Below are 17,201 nucleotides of genomic sequence, written 5' to 3' on the forward strand. Positions count from 1 at the left end.
CCCGGATTCAGAGAAATCAAATAAATGAGAAATACAAAAAGAGCGAAGTTTCGGAATCTGAATTCCGGCTTCGCTCTTTTTTGTTGCTACAGTCAATCATCCGTTCTTAACGCATGTTACCGATGATGGATGATCTTGAATCCTGCATTTTTTTGACAAAGTTCGTCATGATATCAAACGCTTCATTGCGCTTGTTGGACATAGATTGCAGACGAAGCATGTCCATCTGTTGGGAATTGCTCGCAGCATCAATTTGGCCTTTCAGCTTTTGAACAGCTGCTTCATCACCGTTTTGCTGGGCGATCTGCAATTGAGAGTTCAAATCCGCAATCTGTTGATTACGTTTCTGTACCTCCTGAATTTGCATTTGCAGTTGAGCATCCAATAATTTGGTACGTTCTTGTTGGACCATCATCAAAGCGATTTCGATATCCATACTGCTAAAGTTGATAGGTGTTACGCCAGAGATGTTGGAGACGGAAACTGTGCTCGCTGAAGCTGAAGAGACGATAGATACTGCAGCGACAGCAGCAACTACGGATGAAGCGAAAAATTTACCTGAACGTTTCATGACTGTTCCTCCGAGTCCATATGTAATATGTACCAGTTTTTTGTTGGTATCTTCCGCCATTCTAAATCAAAAGAACTAGTTGTTCAATCAAATTAACTTCAAATTTGAAATAATTTTGATATCCCTTACACACGCCTACCTCGGCTTACAAATTGAGTAAATTAAACTGGGCATAATACATAAAAGTACGTCTTTAGGGATATGCCTGCCATAGCATTGTTCTTTCTCCTTCCCATGAAAAGTTAAATTGGAGGTCAACAATTCGTTCATGATTTTACTTTAGAAAATGGTTATGTTATATTCAATAATAGATTTTACACAATTTAATTTTGTGATATTAAATATAAATGAAGGTTATATACTTTACGGGAGGTTTTTTATATGAAAAAAATATTGGTTGTTCTAACAAATGTGGATAAATACGCAACGAAGGACGAGCCTACCGGCTTGTGGCTGAGCGAAGCAACGCACTTTATTGAAGAGTTTGATCAAAACGAAAATGTTCAGATCGATCTGGTTAGCCCTAAAGGTGGGAACGTACCTCTTGATCCGAAAAGTCTCGGCGATTCTCTGGATGAGAGCACCAAAGCCTATTTCGAGAACGAAACGTTCATGAACCAATTGAAAAATACGCTGAAACCTAGTGAAGTAAACGCGAGTGACTACGATGCAATCTACTTCACTGGCGGTCACGGTACGATGTGGGATTTCCCGGACAATGCTGAACTTCAAGAGCTTTCTCGTGATATCTATGAAAAAGGTGGGGTTGTATCCGGTGTGTGCCACGGGGTTACAGCTCTGTTGAATGTGAAGCTGTCCAACGGCCTGCTTTTGATCAATGACAAAACCGTTTCCGGCTTCACGAATGAAGAAGAAACATTGGCTCAACAAACCGAGTATGTTCCTTTCCTGTTGGAAGATGCGTTGAGAGAACGCGCTGCACAATACGATAAAGCTGCTGCCTTCAGCTCTTATGTCACAACAGATGGCCGCGTGGTCACAGGACAGAATCCGCAATCCAGCAAAGCGGTAGCTGAAAGTGTTAAACAATTGCTGGGTCTGTAAAATAAACCGATCGATCCCTCTCCTCCCCCGGAGACATATAGATGAACATATTAAAACAGCATGTGATCCGTCATGACCTGACAGAACACATGCTGTTTTTTTATTGATTTGCCCGTATAACAGCTTCCCTCGCTGTTCCTCCAGCCAAACGCTTCACGATATAAGGCACTGTCACCGACGTCAGGATCACGGCAAACGCAATCTGAGCGATAGCTGTGTCCACATATGGCGCATACGCCGGATTAAACCCGGCAGCCATCGAAGGCACCACCATGGACAATCCAGCAACCGAACATGTCGCAGCTGCTGCGTAACCGGGCCGCCTTAGTATCGCGCGATCGATTCCAATGAGCGGTAGCATGCAGATCAGTAAAAATAACACTGTGACCAGCAAGCCGGACAAACTGGACTGAAATGCAATACGCAGATCAATATTGGACCCGAAGCTTGTGCCCAGGAAAGGCAGCAGAATCAGTGTTCCCGGAGCGAACATCTTCTGTATATTGCCATCCAGGTTACCAAGCAGTATACCGATGAAGAAAGGCACTAGCGTAGCAAGTACACTGAGATAATCGATACCAACGCCACTTGCCGAATTCAATATCATAACCGGAATAACCGGTACGGCAATCAGATTCAGAATGCCAAACGCAGCACGGTCCACATCATCTCCATATGTGTTCATCAAGGCCAGATATAATCCCGGATTACAGCTGGTCAGAACGGCAATGAAGGCTACCGCAGAAACTCCCCCGACCCCACTTATGCCAAAAAAGTGTACAAACGCCCAGCCGAACAGGCAGCTGATGAGGATACGGGAGATACAGAGCACCCCTGCTCTCTTCAAAGTCACCAGAAGCTGTGACAAGTTAAGCTGTGTTCCTGATATCAGTAAAATCATGCCGATCAGCACCATGGTACCTTTGGATGTGAATAGCGCTGTCGTTGGATCTCCGATCTGAAAGAACGACGGGAAAATCGTGTTGATCACCGCGGCGGCTAGCATAGGAGCAATCAGCAAGCCGCCGGGGATTTTTTTGATACGACCCAGAATATTCATGCTCTGTTACAGTTCTGCTCCGTTGGTACGGATCACATTCTGATACCAGAAGAACGAATCCTTACGATATCTTTTCAGCGTACCATTGCCATAATCGTCCTGATCCACGTAGATAAATCCATAACGTTTGCTCATCTCGGAAGTACCTGAACTGATCATGTCGATCGGCCCCCACATCGTGTATCCCAACACTTCGACTCCATCTGCAATGGCGAGTCCCATCTGTTCAATATGTTTGCTCAGGAAATCAATCCGGTATGGATCGTTGATCGTTCCATCTTCATTCAGTTTATCGTAGAAACCTGAGCTATTCTCCAGAATGAAGACCGGTTTTTGATAACGATCATAGACGAGATTAAGAGTATACCGCAGGCCAATCGGATCAATCTGCCAACCCCACTCGTTAGCGGGTAGATGCGGGTTTTTGTATACACTGTGTACATTACCTGCCGTCAGTTCGAGCTGCTCTGTATCACTGCTGGAAATCATCGAATTGTAATACGACATCCCCACGAAATCAGCCGTATGTGCACCAATGCTATCCAGATCGCCATCTTCGATGTTCAACTGGATCTCCTTGTTTTTGAAATACGTTTTACTATAGTAAGGGTACTCGCCTTTATTGAGCACATCGAGATAGAACTGATTTTTCATCTGATCATCCTGCTGCATCTGAAGTGCATCCTCTGGCTTGCAAGTGTAAGGATACGTTGTAAAATAAGCCACCATACTTCCGATCTGGTTATTCGGATCAATCTCATGAGCCATCTTGGTTGCTCTGGACGCAGCTACAAATTGATGATGCAGCCCTTGGAACAGCATTTCCTCATAATTGGCAGCATCATAATCAATGATCCCCAGCGTCTTGGCCGATGCTTTCACGCTCATGTTGATCTCGTTGAACGTCACCCAGTATTTCACTTTGCCCTTGTAGCGATTAAACAGCACATCACAATAGTTCACATACAGATCGACTAATTTGCGGTTATACCATCCTCCGAATTTGTCCATCAATACGATTGGCGTATCAAAGTGGCTGATGGTGATTAAGGGCTCCATACCCTGTTTTAGACATTCATCAATAACCTGATCATAGAACTCTAGTGCCTTTTCGTTCGGAGCGGAATCGTCGCCACCTGGAAATACTCTCGCCCATGAAATGGAATAACGAAATACTTTGAATCCCATCTCGGCAAACAAGGCGATATCCTCACGGAAGTTATGATAAAAATCGATCCCCCGGCGCTTCGGATATTTCACGGTATCCGGGTCATTCCTGGCCTCTTCAATCATCTCCCAATTCACTCTGATCTGCTTGGTCACTTTGCGGTCGTTCTTCTCGTTAAACTTCATCACTTCTGGAATGGTCAGACTCTTGCCGTCGACATTATAAGCACCTTCCGCCTGACAGGCAGATAGTGCACCGCCCCATAAAAAATCTTTTGGAAAATTGGAATTCGTCATTTTAGTTTCCTCCTGTTATTAAGGTCTTCTTAAGACCATCTAGCTTGTAATTCGTAGCTTAACCAATGAAAAGATGAGCATTTCTTACGGAATCAGCTTAATTAAAGCTTCGCTCTCCCGGATTGGGCCGCTGGTCGCTGTGGTCAGTACGTCTCCATACTGTTGCATGTTGGTTACCACAATCGATGTAATGGTGTTATAACCTGCTGACGTAATGCCTTCTGGATCAAACTCCACTAATAAATCCCCAGCCTGGATTGTCTGTCCCTGTTCGATATGGGCGTTAAAATATTTCCCTTTCAGGCTGACCGTATCCACCCCGATATGAATCAGGATCTCAACACCATTCGCTGCCTTCAAACCGATGGCGTGTTTGGTGCGATAAAGCGCCTCGACTACTCCGTCAAATGGAGCGTATACCTTGCCATCTGTCGGAACGATTGCAATGCCTTTACCCATTAACTCTTGGGCAAATGCCTGATCTTCTACCTCAGAGATGGGTTTAATCTCCCCTGTCATTGGACTAACGATAAGCATGTCAGAAGACGTGGATGTCTGTGATGATACGGACGCTGTAGTTACCTCTGTGGCAACGATTGTCTGATTGCTATTTACTTTATTCGTAGCTTGCTGCTTCGATTTATTTCCATCTGTATCTTCCTTGATGCCAGCCAACAGCGTGAACACAAACCCGAGTACAACTGCGGCAACACAACCAATAACGACATACATGTAACGATCAGAGGTATACGTGCCAATTGCCAATACACCTGGAAGTGAAATTGCATTCGCTGTTGTATGCACCAAGCTGTAGAATCCACCGACTAATCCACCTGCCAGGCAACCTGCGAAAAAGGGACGTTTGTATTTCAGCGTTACACCATAGATCGCCGGCTCGGTAATCCCGAACAAAGCAGTGAATCCACTTGAAGCAGCGGCTGATTTCATCGTTTTACTCTTCGTTAGGACAAACACACCGAAGGCTGCTCCAGCCTGAGCCAAATTCGCTGCCAGTGCTGTTGGTAACAGCACGGTTGCACCCAGTGTAGCCACTTGTTGAACCTGAATCGGCATGATGGCATAGTGCATACCGAACATGACCATAATCGGTTTGAAAAATCCAAGAATCGCACCAGCAAGAACACCTGCAGTGGAGAACAATGAGTTGATGCCATTGGTCAACCAGTCACCGATATATGATCCTACTGGGCCAAGCACGATTAATTCCAGTGGAATCATAATGAACAAAACAATCATTGGGGTAAGCAGGACCTGTAGAAACTTGGGAATCATTCGATTGACGATTGGATACACATAACTCATAATCCACACCGCCAGAATGATTGGTATGACGGAAGAGGAATATTTCATCAACAGAATTGGCATGCCGAGAAAATCAATACTGTTTACACCCGTCTCAGCAATCAGAGCCGCAGCGTTCAAAATGGTTGGATGCATTAATCCCGCAGCAAGAGCTACCGCCAAATAGGGATTGGTTTTGAAACGGTTTGCTGCACTAACAGCCAGGAAGAACGGCATGAAGTAGAAAATACAGTCCCCGATCATGTTAATGATCGTCAGGAAACCGGAGCCTTCCAGGTATCCCATTGCAGTTATTACGGTAGCCAAACACTTGATCATCCCGCAACCAACGAGTGCTGGCAGCACAGGTGTGAATATACCTGCGATGGTTTCAAGCACGACATTGACGGGGTTGCGTCTCTTTTTCGGTCCACTGTCTGTAGACTCCGAAAGCTCGCCAATCTGGTCAGAGGTTAGATTCCTCACTTCACTGTAGACTGCATCTACCTTTGAGCCGATAACAACCTGAACCTGTCCACCGGAATTTTGTGCCTTAAGCACGCCTTCGAGCTGATCCAGCGCTTTGAGATCTGCTTTGTTATCATCCTTCAATACGAATCTCAAACGGGTTGCACAGTGTGTCAGACCCGATATATTTTGCTCGCCGCCAACAAGATCAAGTACGTTTTTAGCCAAGTCTTTGTTGTTCATGACCCTTCTCCTCTACATCTACTGAAATAGTTATATAAAAAATGACCAAGCCGGGGAATCGTCATTCCCTACGCTTGGTCATGCCTGATCGAATCAGTAACAGTCCAATATGGATTATTCGGTTAGTTGGAGATTAATCGTTGGATATGCAGAATCAGATATAATTTTTCATCATCCGAACAGGTCCAGCCGTAATTGTTTTTAAGAAAATCAGCAATCTTCTCCACACAAGCAAGTTCCTTCGGAAACTTCTCCTTCACCATCAGAAACAGCGATTCATTCTCGTCTTTGAGCGACTTACCGCTCATTTGCCGCATAATGAAATATCTGATATGTGTCGCAAATCGCATAAAGTGAATGGAGTCTTCCTGAAAATCAATTTTGAGAGCATATTTGATCACAGATAGAATTTCACCTGTAACTGTGGTTACCTTGGTCGTATCCGTCATCTCTCCCGAGCCAACCTGTGCATTGACAAAGTGAAGAGCAATCAGCGTCGTTTCGGCTGTCGGCAAAGCCAGATTCGTTTGCTCCTGTATCAGCTTCAACGCAGCCTCCCCCACCCGGGTCTCGTCCGGATAGAGTGTCCGCACTTCCCATTCCAGCGGATTTTTGATACTGATGCCTTCTCTGGTTCGGGTTAATGCAAAACTGATATGGTCGGACAGGGTGAGAAGCAGGTTTGGGTTAAATTGTTTATTCAGAATCTGACTGCCTAGCTTAATCACTTCCTCAGCGAGATATATATCCTCAATCGGAATACTGTTCAGCAGGTCATACATACGGATATTTTTCGGTGCTACAAAAATTTTCTCCACCAAGTCCGTCTCTGTCAGCTCATAAGGCGTTTTCAGAAATCCTACCCCTTTACCTACGACAAATACTTCTTCATTGTTATCATTAATGGCAATCGCCACGTTGTTATTTACTTTCTTAATAACCTTCAATGTCCTCACCCCCCGATGAAAATAAAAAAAGACCGAAAGCGATTACAGTTAAATAATCGAATTCGGTCATGCCTGGTTCGCCCAGTAACAGTCCGTGTTATGAATATATGTATTATTATAGGCCTGTTCACAAGAATGTCAATCCTCCTTTATCAGGGAATACATGCCTCTGCAAAGCAGATGAAAAAAGTAATGCGCTATGGTACAATGAAGGAATTGTGTATTCACAGACAGACAAGTGGGTAAAGGTGCTGAATCGATTGCGGATCAGTGTCCTTTATCCATGATTATGCTGCCATTCTAGGGAGGCTTATGGAACAACCATGCTCATTATTGGTATCGCCGGAGGAACCGGCTCCGGTAAAACGACGGTAGCTCGCTCCGTCATAGACCGTCTGGGATCAGGTAAGGTCACGTTTATATCCCAAGACAATTATTACAAAGACCAGTCGCAGCTCACACCTGAGCAACGTCGACTCACCAATTACGATCACCCGTTTGCATTCGATAATGATCTGTTGATTGAGCATCTCACCCTGTTGAAAAAAGGCCAAGCGGCGTATGCTCCCGTATATGACTTCACCATAGATAACCGTGCTGCCAATGAGACGGTTGAGCTGGCACCGAACCATATTGTCATTGTAGAAGGATTGCATGTGCTGATCGACGAACATCTGCGCAGTCTGATGGACATCAAAGTATTTGTTGATACTGATTCCGATGTGCGGATTTTGCGGAGAGTACTGCGGGATATTGAAGAACGCGGACGCACAATCCAATCCGTGTACAAACAATATCTCGAAACGGTAAAACCAATGCACGATGCTTTTATTGAGCCATCCAAAAAGTATGCCGATATCATTATTCCAGAAGGCGGACATAATGAAGTAGGCATTCAAATGTTATCCATCCTCACTGAGAAATACCTCACCGGAGAGAATTGGAATGGGGCTTAACTAGCTGCAAAGCACCTCAACAGAAATCCAGGTTACGATACAGCGTAATCTGGATTTTTTGTCGATTTTTCATTTATAATAGTCCCTAATAGTTGAAAGGAGATCTACCCCTATGGCTACTTTTGAAGAGTTCATGCAACATGACATCCGGGTTGGTACAGTGGTGGAAGCCGAACCCTTTCCAAAAGCTCGCATTCCCGCTATTAAAATGACGATCGACTTCGGACCACTTGGCCTGAAACGTTCCAGTGCTCAGATTACCCAACGCTACACGCCTGACATGATCATTGGCAAACAGGTCGTTGCTGTAGTTAATTTCCCACCCCGCCGTATTGCCGGTTTTGTCTCTGAAGTACTCGTGCTGGGCGGCGTGCCTGGTGAAGGCGATGTTGTCTTGCTCACACCGGATAGTCCATTGCCAAATGGAACACCGATAGCCTGAGTTTATTTTGAGTTCGAAGAATATGGGCTTTTCAAATGTTTGGAAATCGAGTATTCTTGATGTATTGATTATTAAATTGACTATGATGGAACTACATATGTGGGAGACCTTAAAGCATAAGGCTATGAATCTGCGGATTCGTGGCCTTTTTTTGTGTTTTTTGGAGGAAATATAGGTCTAGAGAAGTAGTAAGAGTTCTATGCAGAGGAGGAATTTTGTTGATAAATCATACCAATAGCCTAGTTTTACATGGTAGAATATTGATTATTATTACAAATTTAGTATCTAGCAACCTGAATAGTACATATCAAGGAGAAAAATTCACAATTGAGAGGAGTAAGATTCATGAGAAAAATGATGATTTCTGGCGTAACGGTATTGGCTTTATTAACAGGGGGTATCGTAGGTTTTGGAGGCCTTGGGAGTTCTGTAGAAGCCGCACAAGCCACAACTAAATTCAAGGACGTTCCAGCTACACACTGGGCATCCTCAGCAATTAATTCGGCCGTGGAACAGGGGTATTTCAAAGGGTATGCCGACGGAACATTTAAACCAAGCTCACCGGTCACCAAAGCGGAAATGGCAAGTATCCTGGGACGTCTATCCGACCAGCCTAATGCATCAACACAAGAACAAAACAATTTCACGGACATACCCGAGTGGGCAAAGAGCGGTGTCTCTATTGCTATAGCAAAAGGTTTTATCAGCCCTTCTAATTACAAGGGGAAATTGGATGCACAAGGTGCTCTTCAACGAGGCGAAATGGCTACGTGGTTGACGCAAGGATTAACCGTAGTTGATCCTGAGTACAAACAAGCACTCTCAGATGTGACCAACACCGTTGTGCCTGCAAAGGAATATTTCACAGGTAAACTCGCAAGCGCTCAAAAAAATGCGGTAGCCGTTGCCCTAGGAACGGGATTAATGAGTGTAGCAAACGATAAAACATTTGGTGTGGATCGTACCACAACTCGGGCAGAAGTTGCTGTGTTAATTGCCCGTTATGCAGCAGTTGCCAAGACTAAGCCTGCCGATTTTCAAGGTTTAAATGAGCTGCGAGCAGTGGGTTTGACGGGGACGAATTTGAGTATTATTGCGCCTAAGTATCAGAAGACTCCAAAAAATAAATTCTTTGATTCGTATGATTACAGTAAAGTAACTGATCAATTCTCTCAAGTTAGAAATAAAGAATTAGTTACAGTTACTAGTTATGCAGATGTTAAATTAAAAAATTGGATTATCATAAATCCGTATATTACAGGATCGAAACGTAGTATCTATTATCCAGTTTTTGTTGATGAGAAAGACACCTTATTGCGTGGATCGTATTATTCTTTTGCTGAATTTGATTTAAATATTAAAAATTCCATGACTCAACTTCAGGCTGGAAGCCTTTTACAATCTCCGAGTATCAATGCCTTAAAATCACCAAATTCTGAATCTTTCTCTAAATACTCAGTACCACATATTAATGATTTCCTTGGTAGTAAAGGGTTATTTCAGGTTAAGAATCCTACTTACTGGTCGATGGGATTGTTACACTTCGATACAGAATTAACCACTCAAGTGAAACTTATTACCAAAGAGGGAATCGACTTCAATGTCACATCAAATTAATTTCAAAAGGGTGATTCGTATTGCGTTTCGATTCCGTACTTAAAAAATCATTCATTTCTTTACTCATAATAAGTATACTATCACCTATTCCTTCTATTCTTGCTGGAGGTGGCCCGGGGGTAAAACCCCCTTTGGAGGCTCCACGCTGGGAGCCTTCCACCCCAGCAAAATCTCAAAAGAAAGTTAGTCCTGTCGAAGGTAAAGGTACAAGTAATATCGGCATTTACATATATCAACTAGACAATATGAAGTGGCAAGTAGACGGAGAATGTAATGGGCAAGAATTATCAAATAATTCTACGACAAATAAACCCAATTCATCCTTGGTGTGTATCAATCTTCCTTTAGACAAACCAGTCTACAAGCCAACTGTATATGCAGATAAGCTTGGTGAACCACATCACAACTCTGAATTCACTTCTACTTCATTAAAACCAATGTATATGGACAATAAAGATTACTATACTTCGGGTGAGCCTATTTTGGTGAGCGTAGATAGTTTCACAGGTGATGCAGTAAAATTTACGATGCAAATCGGAGGTGTTATTGAACCAACAGCCCACAGACCCTATAATCCACCTAAATACTCTGCCGACTACATATTTAATACGGATATATATTGGCGGGCTGTTGCCGAAATAACCAAAGAGATCAACCTCACCGTTGGCGGGCAACTTAGCTTGAACCAATCCAAACAATTGAATGCAACTGTCAAAACCAAAAATGGAGATGGAAACTTTGGTGCGGAGACCAATGTAAACACTGGCAGCGGTGGTACAACTACGTGGGAATCTTCCAATCCTGGTGTTGCTAGCGTTAGTAACTCCGGGTTAGTTCAAGCTGTCAGTAGGGGAACTACAACCATCACCGTACTGTGGAAGAAAGATGGATTTCAGTTAACCACCACAACAAACATTGGTGTTGAAGAGAACCCAGGTACTGGCGAGGGCGACGGTAACGGGGGCGGTGGTGGAGGTTGCACGCCAACGATTGGACCACCTTCTGCTGGAACCATCATGAGCATGAATGACCTTGATCCAAATTCCAACGGTGTTATTAAGTCAGATAACAGAGATAATGAGACATTCAATGTATTAAAAGGAATCCCTACTTCCGAGTCACTCTACACGAATGCCTTTGCTGACAATTATCTGTTTAAACAAGCTTGGGCGAAAATGAGCGGTAAAGTTACATACAACTGTAATGTCACAATCTCGTACGACAGAGAGTGGACAGTACCTGGACCAGAGGAATGTGATGATGATGGTTGTACACCAGGGCCACCTGTACCCGCGAACGACACGGTACCCAAGCCATACAACTTCCAGATCACAAGAGACTACTCCTACTGGAAAATTAACAATCTAGAAGTATACAAGATCGCTAAAGCAACCATGAATAATTACGCTTTGCCTGGTGAGAGCGTTACGATGAATCCAACAGGATACACACCACCAACACTGGAGTCTAGAAATGATGAATCTGTAGAAAGCCATGTTCGACCAGGGCAAACCACTTCAATCTCATATACTCCACCCAAATTAACAGGTGGTTTGAACCAACCTCCCAGTGTGCCAGATGATACATCACGGTTAAAAGGTATGGCTGAATCCAACACACCTCAAAGTAAAGTGAATAATGATCTAGTGAAATTCAACAACACAACCATTATGAATGATGTAGAAGCAACCAAAGATGGCCCAACACCATCCAACATTCCTAATCCAACGACAATTGGGCACGATGTACTGTACAAACCCGGCAATATGATCAGCAATTCTCTGCTGAATAAAGCAGACACCACAAGCTCTGGTGAGATTTATTATGATTTGCTACCGGGTAACGTGAACGGCGGCGCCAACAAAATATTGCCGATTAACGGCATCAACACTGTCACGGTACACACCCCTGTCGTCAACTACGCTTGGGTATCGGATGATCAGCCGCATAATCAGAAAACCGTACCGGACCCAACCAGCGCTGCACTCATTCTGGAGCGTCCGTTCATTGTGCGAATTCCCACATCAGGACAGCACTTGGACGCAGCGAGTTATCCCGGTTATGGAAATCGGGACTATGCCAAATATTTTCGGATCAAACAGGTACAATTCCCGTTTGATGTCTATAACGCTGACCGGAGTCAGTTTATCCCTGCCAAGACATGGGTCGATATTCCGGTCAATCAACTGGACACCACATTCTATCTCCCTGTATGGGTAGACGAAGGCAAGTATCACATTGTATTCCGCAACATTGCAGAGAATGCACCGGCAAACTTTACCGAGCAACAGGATGCCAATACCCATTTGGCACATCATGTTGCAGCGGACACCGTACCCGTAGATGTCATCGGAAGGTTATATGATTTTCACGTCACTGATATCTCCGATTACAACTGGGAAAATGTATTTCGCAAGCGATTGGGCAGTCCCGAACCAACAGGCTATAGCTACTGGACTGGGATGAATAGCATTGATGGTGATCCACGAGGTAATCTGGCTCCATTTGTATTGCCCATCCGACCAGGGAGCCATCCGGTGCAGGGATTCGCTAACGCGACTGTGAAGACAGGGTACCATTTCAAGTTCGATCTCAAGACCAAGGGTAATATGTTTGGCAAACAGGATGGTATTCGAATTACACCCACTTTTGCTTTTGTGAGTAAAGACGGGTCCTCCCGGCAAGAAGTGGATCTGTACTACCATCGCGGTCAGGAACGCCTAATCCGTATCGGATCGACACAGGATCTGGAGAAACGCTTTGTTGTCCTGAACTCAAGGCTTCGAAATGTACCCGGCACAGAGTTAGGTGATACAGCGCGTTATCAATATACTTATGAACTGTCAGCGGAAGAACGTAACCAACGTACGTTGGCAGAATATATGGTCCGCCTGGTCGATCAGACTTCTCATCAAAAAACGTGGGTAGGTCGCTATGACTGGATGATCCTGTCTGCCCCGATTCGGACACTCATTGGGCCCAAAACGGACATTCCTTCCGGAGTCAACGTGGACCGATCCAATGCAGCAATCCAACGCTGGTACGGGGAGTACAGCTTACCAGCCGATGTATATGCCGTACCAAAAGGTACGGATCTTGAACCCCTCGCCCGACAAAATCAGCTGGATGAGAAATCAAATATTTTTCTAAAGAATGGTTATATCGTGGTTAACTTCAACATGGAGAGCCTACGAAATGGAAATACAGAGGCACCCCATCTGCAATACATTCATGCACCATTGATGAATCAATGGCAGATGGAAGGTTTCAACAAAACGCCGACAGACAGCCAAGGCAGAACCTGGCCGCTGAAGGATGGCGATATTGTCTTTTACCATGCTGATCAGTCCAGCCGGAACGATTTCCAATCCCAAGTACCACACTAGTACCGGATCACCCAAGTCAATACAACTGACTAGGCAGATGTAAACAACTACATGTGGACAGAAGAGTCTTATGCGGTGTACCTCTCCAAAATAAGACTGACTGTATTTATAGCGATAATAACCCGATAATAACCCAATAAAGCACTCAATAATTGTGTGATGAAATAGCTACGAAGTGTCAGATAAAATACTATGCAGCCGGTGTACTGATTGATATAGGTGTATTAAACGACATACGATGAAGCATTCACAAGCTATTGCTGTATTTCTGTATCACTTCCCAACTATACACAACATGCCTGTTATACAACAAAAAGGTTCCCCTGAAAGTCATCTATAGACTTCCGGGGAACCTATTTTTTTGTAATTCTCTTTTTATAACCTGACTTAAACTTCTACCGAACCGCACATCGAATTATCCTGACAGACTTTCCTGAAGAACCCCCACCTTCTCTTGTTCCTGCTCTTGTTCCGCTTCCTGCTTCTGCGCCTGCACCCTATGCTTCATTTCCCTCACGGACAACACCGAAGCCATTAGGCTACGGGTGTAAGGATGATTCGCTAAGCTGGTCAGCTGCGAACTCTCTACAACCTCAACGACTTCACCCTGGTACATCACGGCAATTCGGTCACTAACCTGTTGCACCACCGCCAGATCATGCGATATGAAAATAGATGAGATACCTGTATCCTTTCTCAGCTCCACCAAGAGATCCAGGATCTGCTGCTGAATGGAAACATCCAGTGCGGAGGTGGCTTCATCGAACAGGATGATGTCTGGCTGTACTCCAATCGCACGAGCAATGACTGCTCTCTGCCGCTCTCCCCCGCTCAGTTCATGCGGATATTTATCCGCTGTAGCGGCAGACAATCCTACCCTTCCCAACAGCCTGAGCACTTCCTGCTCCGCTTGCTGGCCTTTCATTATTTTATAATTAATGAGCGGCTCCCGGATAAAAGCTCCAATCTTCATTCGCGGATTAAAGATAGCCGAAGGCTCCTGGAATACCATTTGAATCTGTTTTCGTTGCTGCCGTAGCGCCTTTCCGTTCAGTCGGGTAATATCCTGCTGACGATATCGAATCTGTCCTGAAGTTACTCGCTCCAAATGGGTTACACATCTAGCCAGTGTGCTCTTCCCGCTACCACTCTCCCCGACAATCCCCAGACATTCTCCCGGATACAGCTCCAAATGAACAGCTTTCAGTGCATCAACTGTCCTGTGCCCCTTTAACTCGTAGGTTTTGCACAGGTTTCTCAGTTCCAGAATCGGTAACTCCTCATGAGCCATGAACATTTCCCTCCAATTCAGGTACAGCACTCAGCAACTTGCGAGTATACTCATGCCGAGGATCGGATATGATGCGGAAAGTATCTTCCATTTCAACCAATGTACCACCCCACATGACACCAATTCGGTCCGCCATATGAGCTGCAACGGCAATGTTATGCGTGACGATGATCATGCCTGTCCCTTGACGGGAACGAAGCACACTCAATCGATTCATCACTTCATTTTGTGTCGTCACATCCAATGCACTCGTCGGCTCATCTGCAAGTAAGAGTTCAGGTTCCATCGTAACCGCCATAGCAATTGCCGTGCGTTGTTTCATGCCCCCACTAAGCTGCGAGGGATATGCACGCATGATTCGTTCGGGATCATGCAATCCCATGTCCGAGAGCATATTCACGGCCATGGTTTGAGCTGCTTTTCTGGACACGGTGAAATGAGTACGAATTGCTTCGATATACTGACTGCCGATGCTGCGAATCGGATTAAGGTACGAACCACTGTCCTGAAACACCATGGCGATCCGCTTCCCGCGCACTCCAGCCCAATCCAATCGCGAGTCACGTAGAAGCATTTTTTCCTGAAAAGAGATCTCTCCCCCGGTAAACCGACCACCTTCTGGTAACAGGCCAAGCAAGGCCCGAATCAGGGTCGACTTTCCACTGCCACTTTCACCTACAATTCCGATAATCTCCCCCTTATTCATGGAGAAGGACAATTCCTGTAGAGCCAGAGAATCACCCTTGTAGGTTACGGAAAGGTTATTGACACTAAGCAGCGGCTTCATTACTGCCCAACCTTAATATTACGATCCAACAGATAAAAGTCGATGGGATACATCGTCGCACCTTGCACGGTACTTTTACTCACAATATTAATCGGGGTATAGGTCAAAAACATATAGGCTGCATCATCCAAAATCATCTGCTGGGCCTCTGCTGCGAGGGCATACCTTTTCTCCACATCAAACTCGGAGTGAAGGCGAGTAATTACTTCATCGAGCTTCGGATTGCTATATCCGCCCACATTCCATTCCGCACCCGTCATAAAGTAGAAATCCAAAATATATTGCGGGTCACCCGTGATGCCTGTATTGATACTTGTTAAAGCAAGATCGTAATTTCCGCTCTTCTGATGATCGGTTAGATCCTCATAAGAGGTCATCTCCAATTCAACACCGATCTCCTTAAGCTGGGACTGCATCGCGGCAGCCACGATTGAATCGGACTCGTAAGCGGAGTTAAGAATCAGTTGTAGCGTCAGCTTCTTGCCATCTTTTTCACGAATGCCATCGCCATCTGCATCCTTGAATCCAGCCCCATCCAGTAGCTGTTTGGCTTTCTCAGGTTCGTAATCATATCCTGTGATCTTGTCATAGCCAAAAGGCAGAGCTGAGGTGAATGGTCCTTTGGCTGCCTGACCGCCCACCAGCGTATTTGCGTACATCTCCCGGTCAATACCATAAGAGATCGCCCTGCGAACCTCCGGGTCACTCAGCAGTGGATTGGTCGTGTTGAACCATACGAACTGGGTGCGCAGGCTTGGAATTTCATCAATGGTATATTGACTCTTGTCCTGGAATAATGCCAGACTGCTGCGTCCCACGTTACTTGCTACATCAATCTCACCAGATTGCAGAGCAAGAGCACGTGTGCTGTCATCCTTGATGTATTTCAACGTCAATGTGTCGACATCTGCCGCGCCGCCCCAATACCCGTCATACTTTTTCACCTGGATCTCCTGATCCGGCGTATAACCCGTCACCATAAATGGCCCGGTAGCAATCGGCTCGCTCTTGAACTTGGATGTATCTGCGCTAGTATCCACGATGATAAACAGCGGCTCGGCAATATTGCCAAGCAAGGATGCGTAAGGCTCTGTCGTCTTGATCGTCAGATCTTGTCCTTCAGCAGTCATCGACGCAACTGGCACTGTTGCTTGTCCTCTTTCATTTAACTCAATGGAGCGTTCGATCGATTTTTTCACCGCATCGGCGGTTACTTTATTTCCGTTATGGAAGGTTACACCCTCTCGAATATGAAAATGCCATGTCGTATCATCCACACGTTCCCAGGTATCTGCAATTTTAGGAACCAGCTTCATATTCTCGTCAAACTGAATCAGTGTCTCACCAATCGCTGCACGCGTAAGTGTCCAGCCGTTCCATTCTTCTGCCGGGTCCAGGTTGCTTCCCAGCCAGAACAGGGCCACATTCAGATGCGTTGGTGCACTTGTCGTACCATTGTCCGTAGCCGCCGACTTCTCCGTTGCATCCGACGAGGTCGATGGATTATTGGTAGTACCACAAGCTGCAAGCAAGAACACAACGAACATGGATACGATGGTGAGCAGGATTGATTTTTGTAAATTCCTCTTCATTCTGGTTCCT

At 45.1% G+C, this 17,201-nt stretch carries 13 protein-coding genes; 5 read left to right on the top strand and 8 right to left on the bottom strand.

Annotated features, from left to right (window positions below; genetic code table 11):
* Nucleotides 1-106 precede the first annotated feature (106 nt).
* The gene (locus tag PAHA3_RS26580) at nucleotides 107-631 is read right to left on the bottom strand and encodes a hypothetical protein (protein ID WP_235599574.1); all 525 of its coding nucleotides are present in this window, start codon (nucleotides 629-631) and stop codon (nucleotides 107-109) included.
* 321 nt (nucleotides 632-952) lie between these two features.
* On the opposite strand from PAHA3_RS26580, the gene PAHA3_RS26585 reads away from it, so the two are divergent.
* A complete protein-coding gene (locus tag PAHA3_RS26585; RefSeq protein ID WP_062837686.1) occupies nucleotides 953-1,636 on the top strand; it encodes a type 1 glutamine amidotransferase domain-containing protein in 684 nt (227 codons plus the stop codon).
* A 100-nt stretch (nucleotides 1,637-1,736) separates the two neighbouring features.
* Here the strand turns inward: PAHA3_RS26585 and PAHA3_RS26590 are convergent, their stop codons facing one another.
* The 4 genes from PAHA3_RS26590 to PAHA3_RS26605 form a co-directional block, all read right to left on the bottom strand.
* Nucleotides 1,737-2,696, bottom strand: coding sequence for a 2-keto-3-deoxygluconate permease (locus tag PAHA3_RS26590; protein ID WP_062837687.1), 960 nt, complete (start codon nucleotides 2,694-2,696; stop codon nucleotides 1,737-1,739).
* Nucleotides 2,697-2,702: 6 nt separating this feature from the next.
* Nucleotides 2,703-4,160 carry a glycoside hydrolase family 1 protein gene (locus PAHA3_RS26595; RefSeq protein WP_062837688.1) on the bottom strand — a complete coding sequence of 486 codons (1,458 nt, stop codon included), beginning with the start codon at nucleotides 4,158-4,160 and terminating at the stop codon, nucleotides 2,703-2,705.
* 84 nt (nucleotides 4,161-4,244) lie between these two features.
* Entirely contained in the window at nucleotides 4,245-6,173 is a 1,929-nt protein-coding gene (locus PAHA3_RS26600) for a beta-glucoside-specific PTS transporter subunit IIABC (protein WP_062837689.1), read from the bottom strand.
* Nucleotides 6,174-6,295: 122 nt separating this feature from the next.
* Nucleotides 6,296-7,129, bottom strand: a complete 834-nt coding sequence (locus PAHA3_RS26605; protein WP_235599575.1) for a PRD domain-containing protein — start codon at nucleotides 7,127-7,129, stop codon at nucleotides 6,296-6,298.
* 314 nt (nucleotides 7,130-7,443) lie between these two features.
* On the opposite strand from PAHA3_RS26605, the gene udk reads away from it, so the two are divergent.
* The 4 genes from udk to PAHA3_RS26625 all read left to right on the top strand — a co-directional run bounded on the left by udk (nucleotide 7,444) and on the right by PAHA3_RS26625 (nucleotide 13,521).
* Nucleotides 7,444-8,076, top strand: a complete 633-nt coding sequence (udk, locus tag PAHA3_RS26610; RefSeq protein ID WP_017691162.1) for a uridine kinase — start codon at nucleotides 7,444-7,446, stop codon at nucleotides 8,074-8,076.
* A gap of 112 nt (nucleotides 8,077-8,188) precedes the next feature.
* A complete protein-coding gene (gene csaA, locus PAHA3_RS26615; protein WP_062837691.1) occupies nucleotides 8,189-8,518 on the top strand; it encodes a chaperone CsaA in 330 nt (109 codons plus the stop codon).
* A 345-nt stretch (nucleotides 8,519-8,863) separates the two neighbouring features.
* Nucleotides 8,864-10,135 (top strand): S-layer homology domain-containing protein, encoded by a 1,272-nt coding sequence (locus tag PAHA3_RS26620; RefSeq protein WP_062837692.1) that lies wholly within the window; start codon nucleotides 8,864-8,866, stop codon nucleotides 10,133-10,135.
* A gap of 443 nt (nucleotides 10,136-10,578) precedes the next feature.
* Complete coding sequence (locus PAHA3_RS26625) at nucleotides 10,579-13,521, top strand: DUF5704 domain-containing protein (protein ID WP_235599576.1); 2,943 nt, start codon at nucleotides 10,579-10,581, stop codon at nucleotides 13,519-13,521.
* 415 nt (nucleotides 13,522-13,936) lie between these two features.
* Here the strand turns inward: PAHA3_RS26625 and PAHA3_RS26630 are convergent, their stop codons facing one another.
* The 3 genes from PAHA3_RS26630 to PAHA3_RS26640 are packed head-to-tail and all read right to left on the bottom strand — an operon-like array spanning nucleotide 13,937 to nucleotide 17,191.
* Nucleotides 13,937-14,812, bottom strand: a complete 876-nt coding sequence (locus tag PAHA3_RS26630) for an ABC transporter ATP-binding protein (RefSeq protein ID WP_062837693.1) — start codon at nucleotides 14,810-14,812, stop codon at nucleotides 13,937-13,939.
* Nucleotides 14,802-15,599: an ABC transporter ATP-binding protein gene (locus PAHA3_RS26635; protein ID WP_153028318.1), complete on the bottom strand. Its 798-nt coding sequence runs from the start codon at nucleotides 15,597-15,599 to the stop codon at nucleotides 14,802-14,804. Before PAHA3_RS26635 ends, PAHA3_RS26630 begins: the two co-directional genes overlap by 11 nt.
* Complete coding sequence (locus PAHA3_RS26640; RefSeq protein ID WP_062837694.1) at nucleotides 15,599-17,191, bottom strand: ABC transporter substrate-binding protein; 1,593 nt, start codon at nucleotides 17,189-17,191, stop codon at nucleotides 15,599-15,601. The genes PAHA3_RS26635 and PAHA3_RS26640 overlap by 1 nt, the downstream gene beginning before the upstream one ends.
* Nucleotides 17,192-17,201: the final 10 nt, after the last annotated feature.

Origin of the sequence: Paenibacillus amylolyticus, assembly GCF_001570725.1 — a bacterium.
GTDB lineage: Bacteria > Bacillota > Bacilli > Paenibacillales > Paenibacillaceae > Paenibacillus > Paenibacillus amylolyticus_A.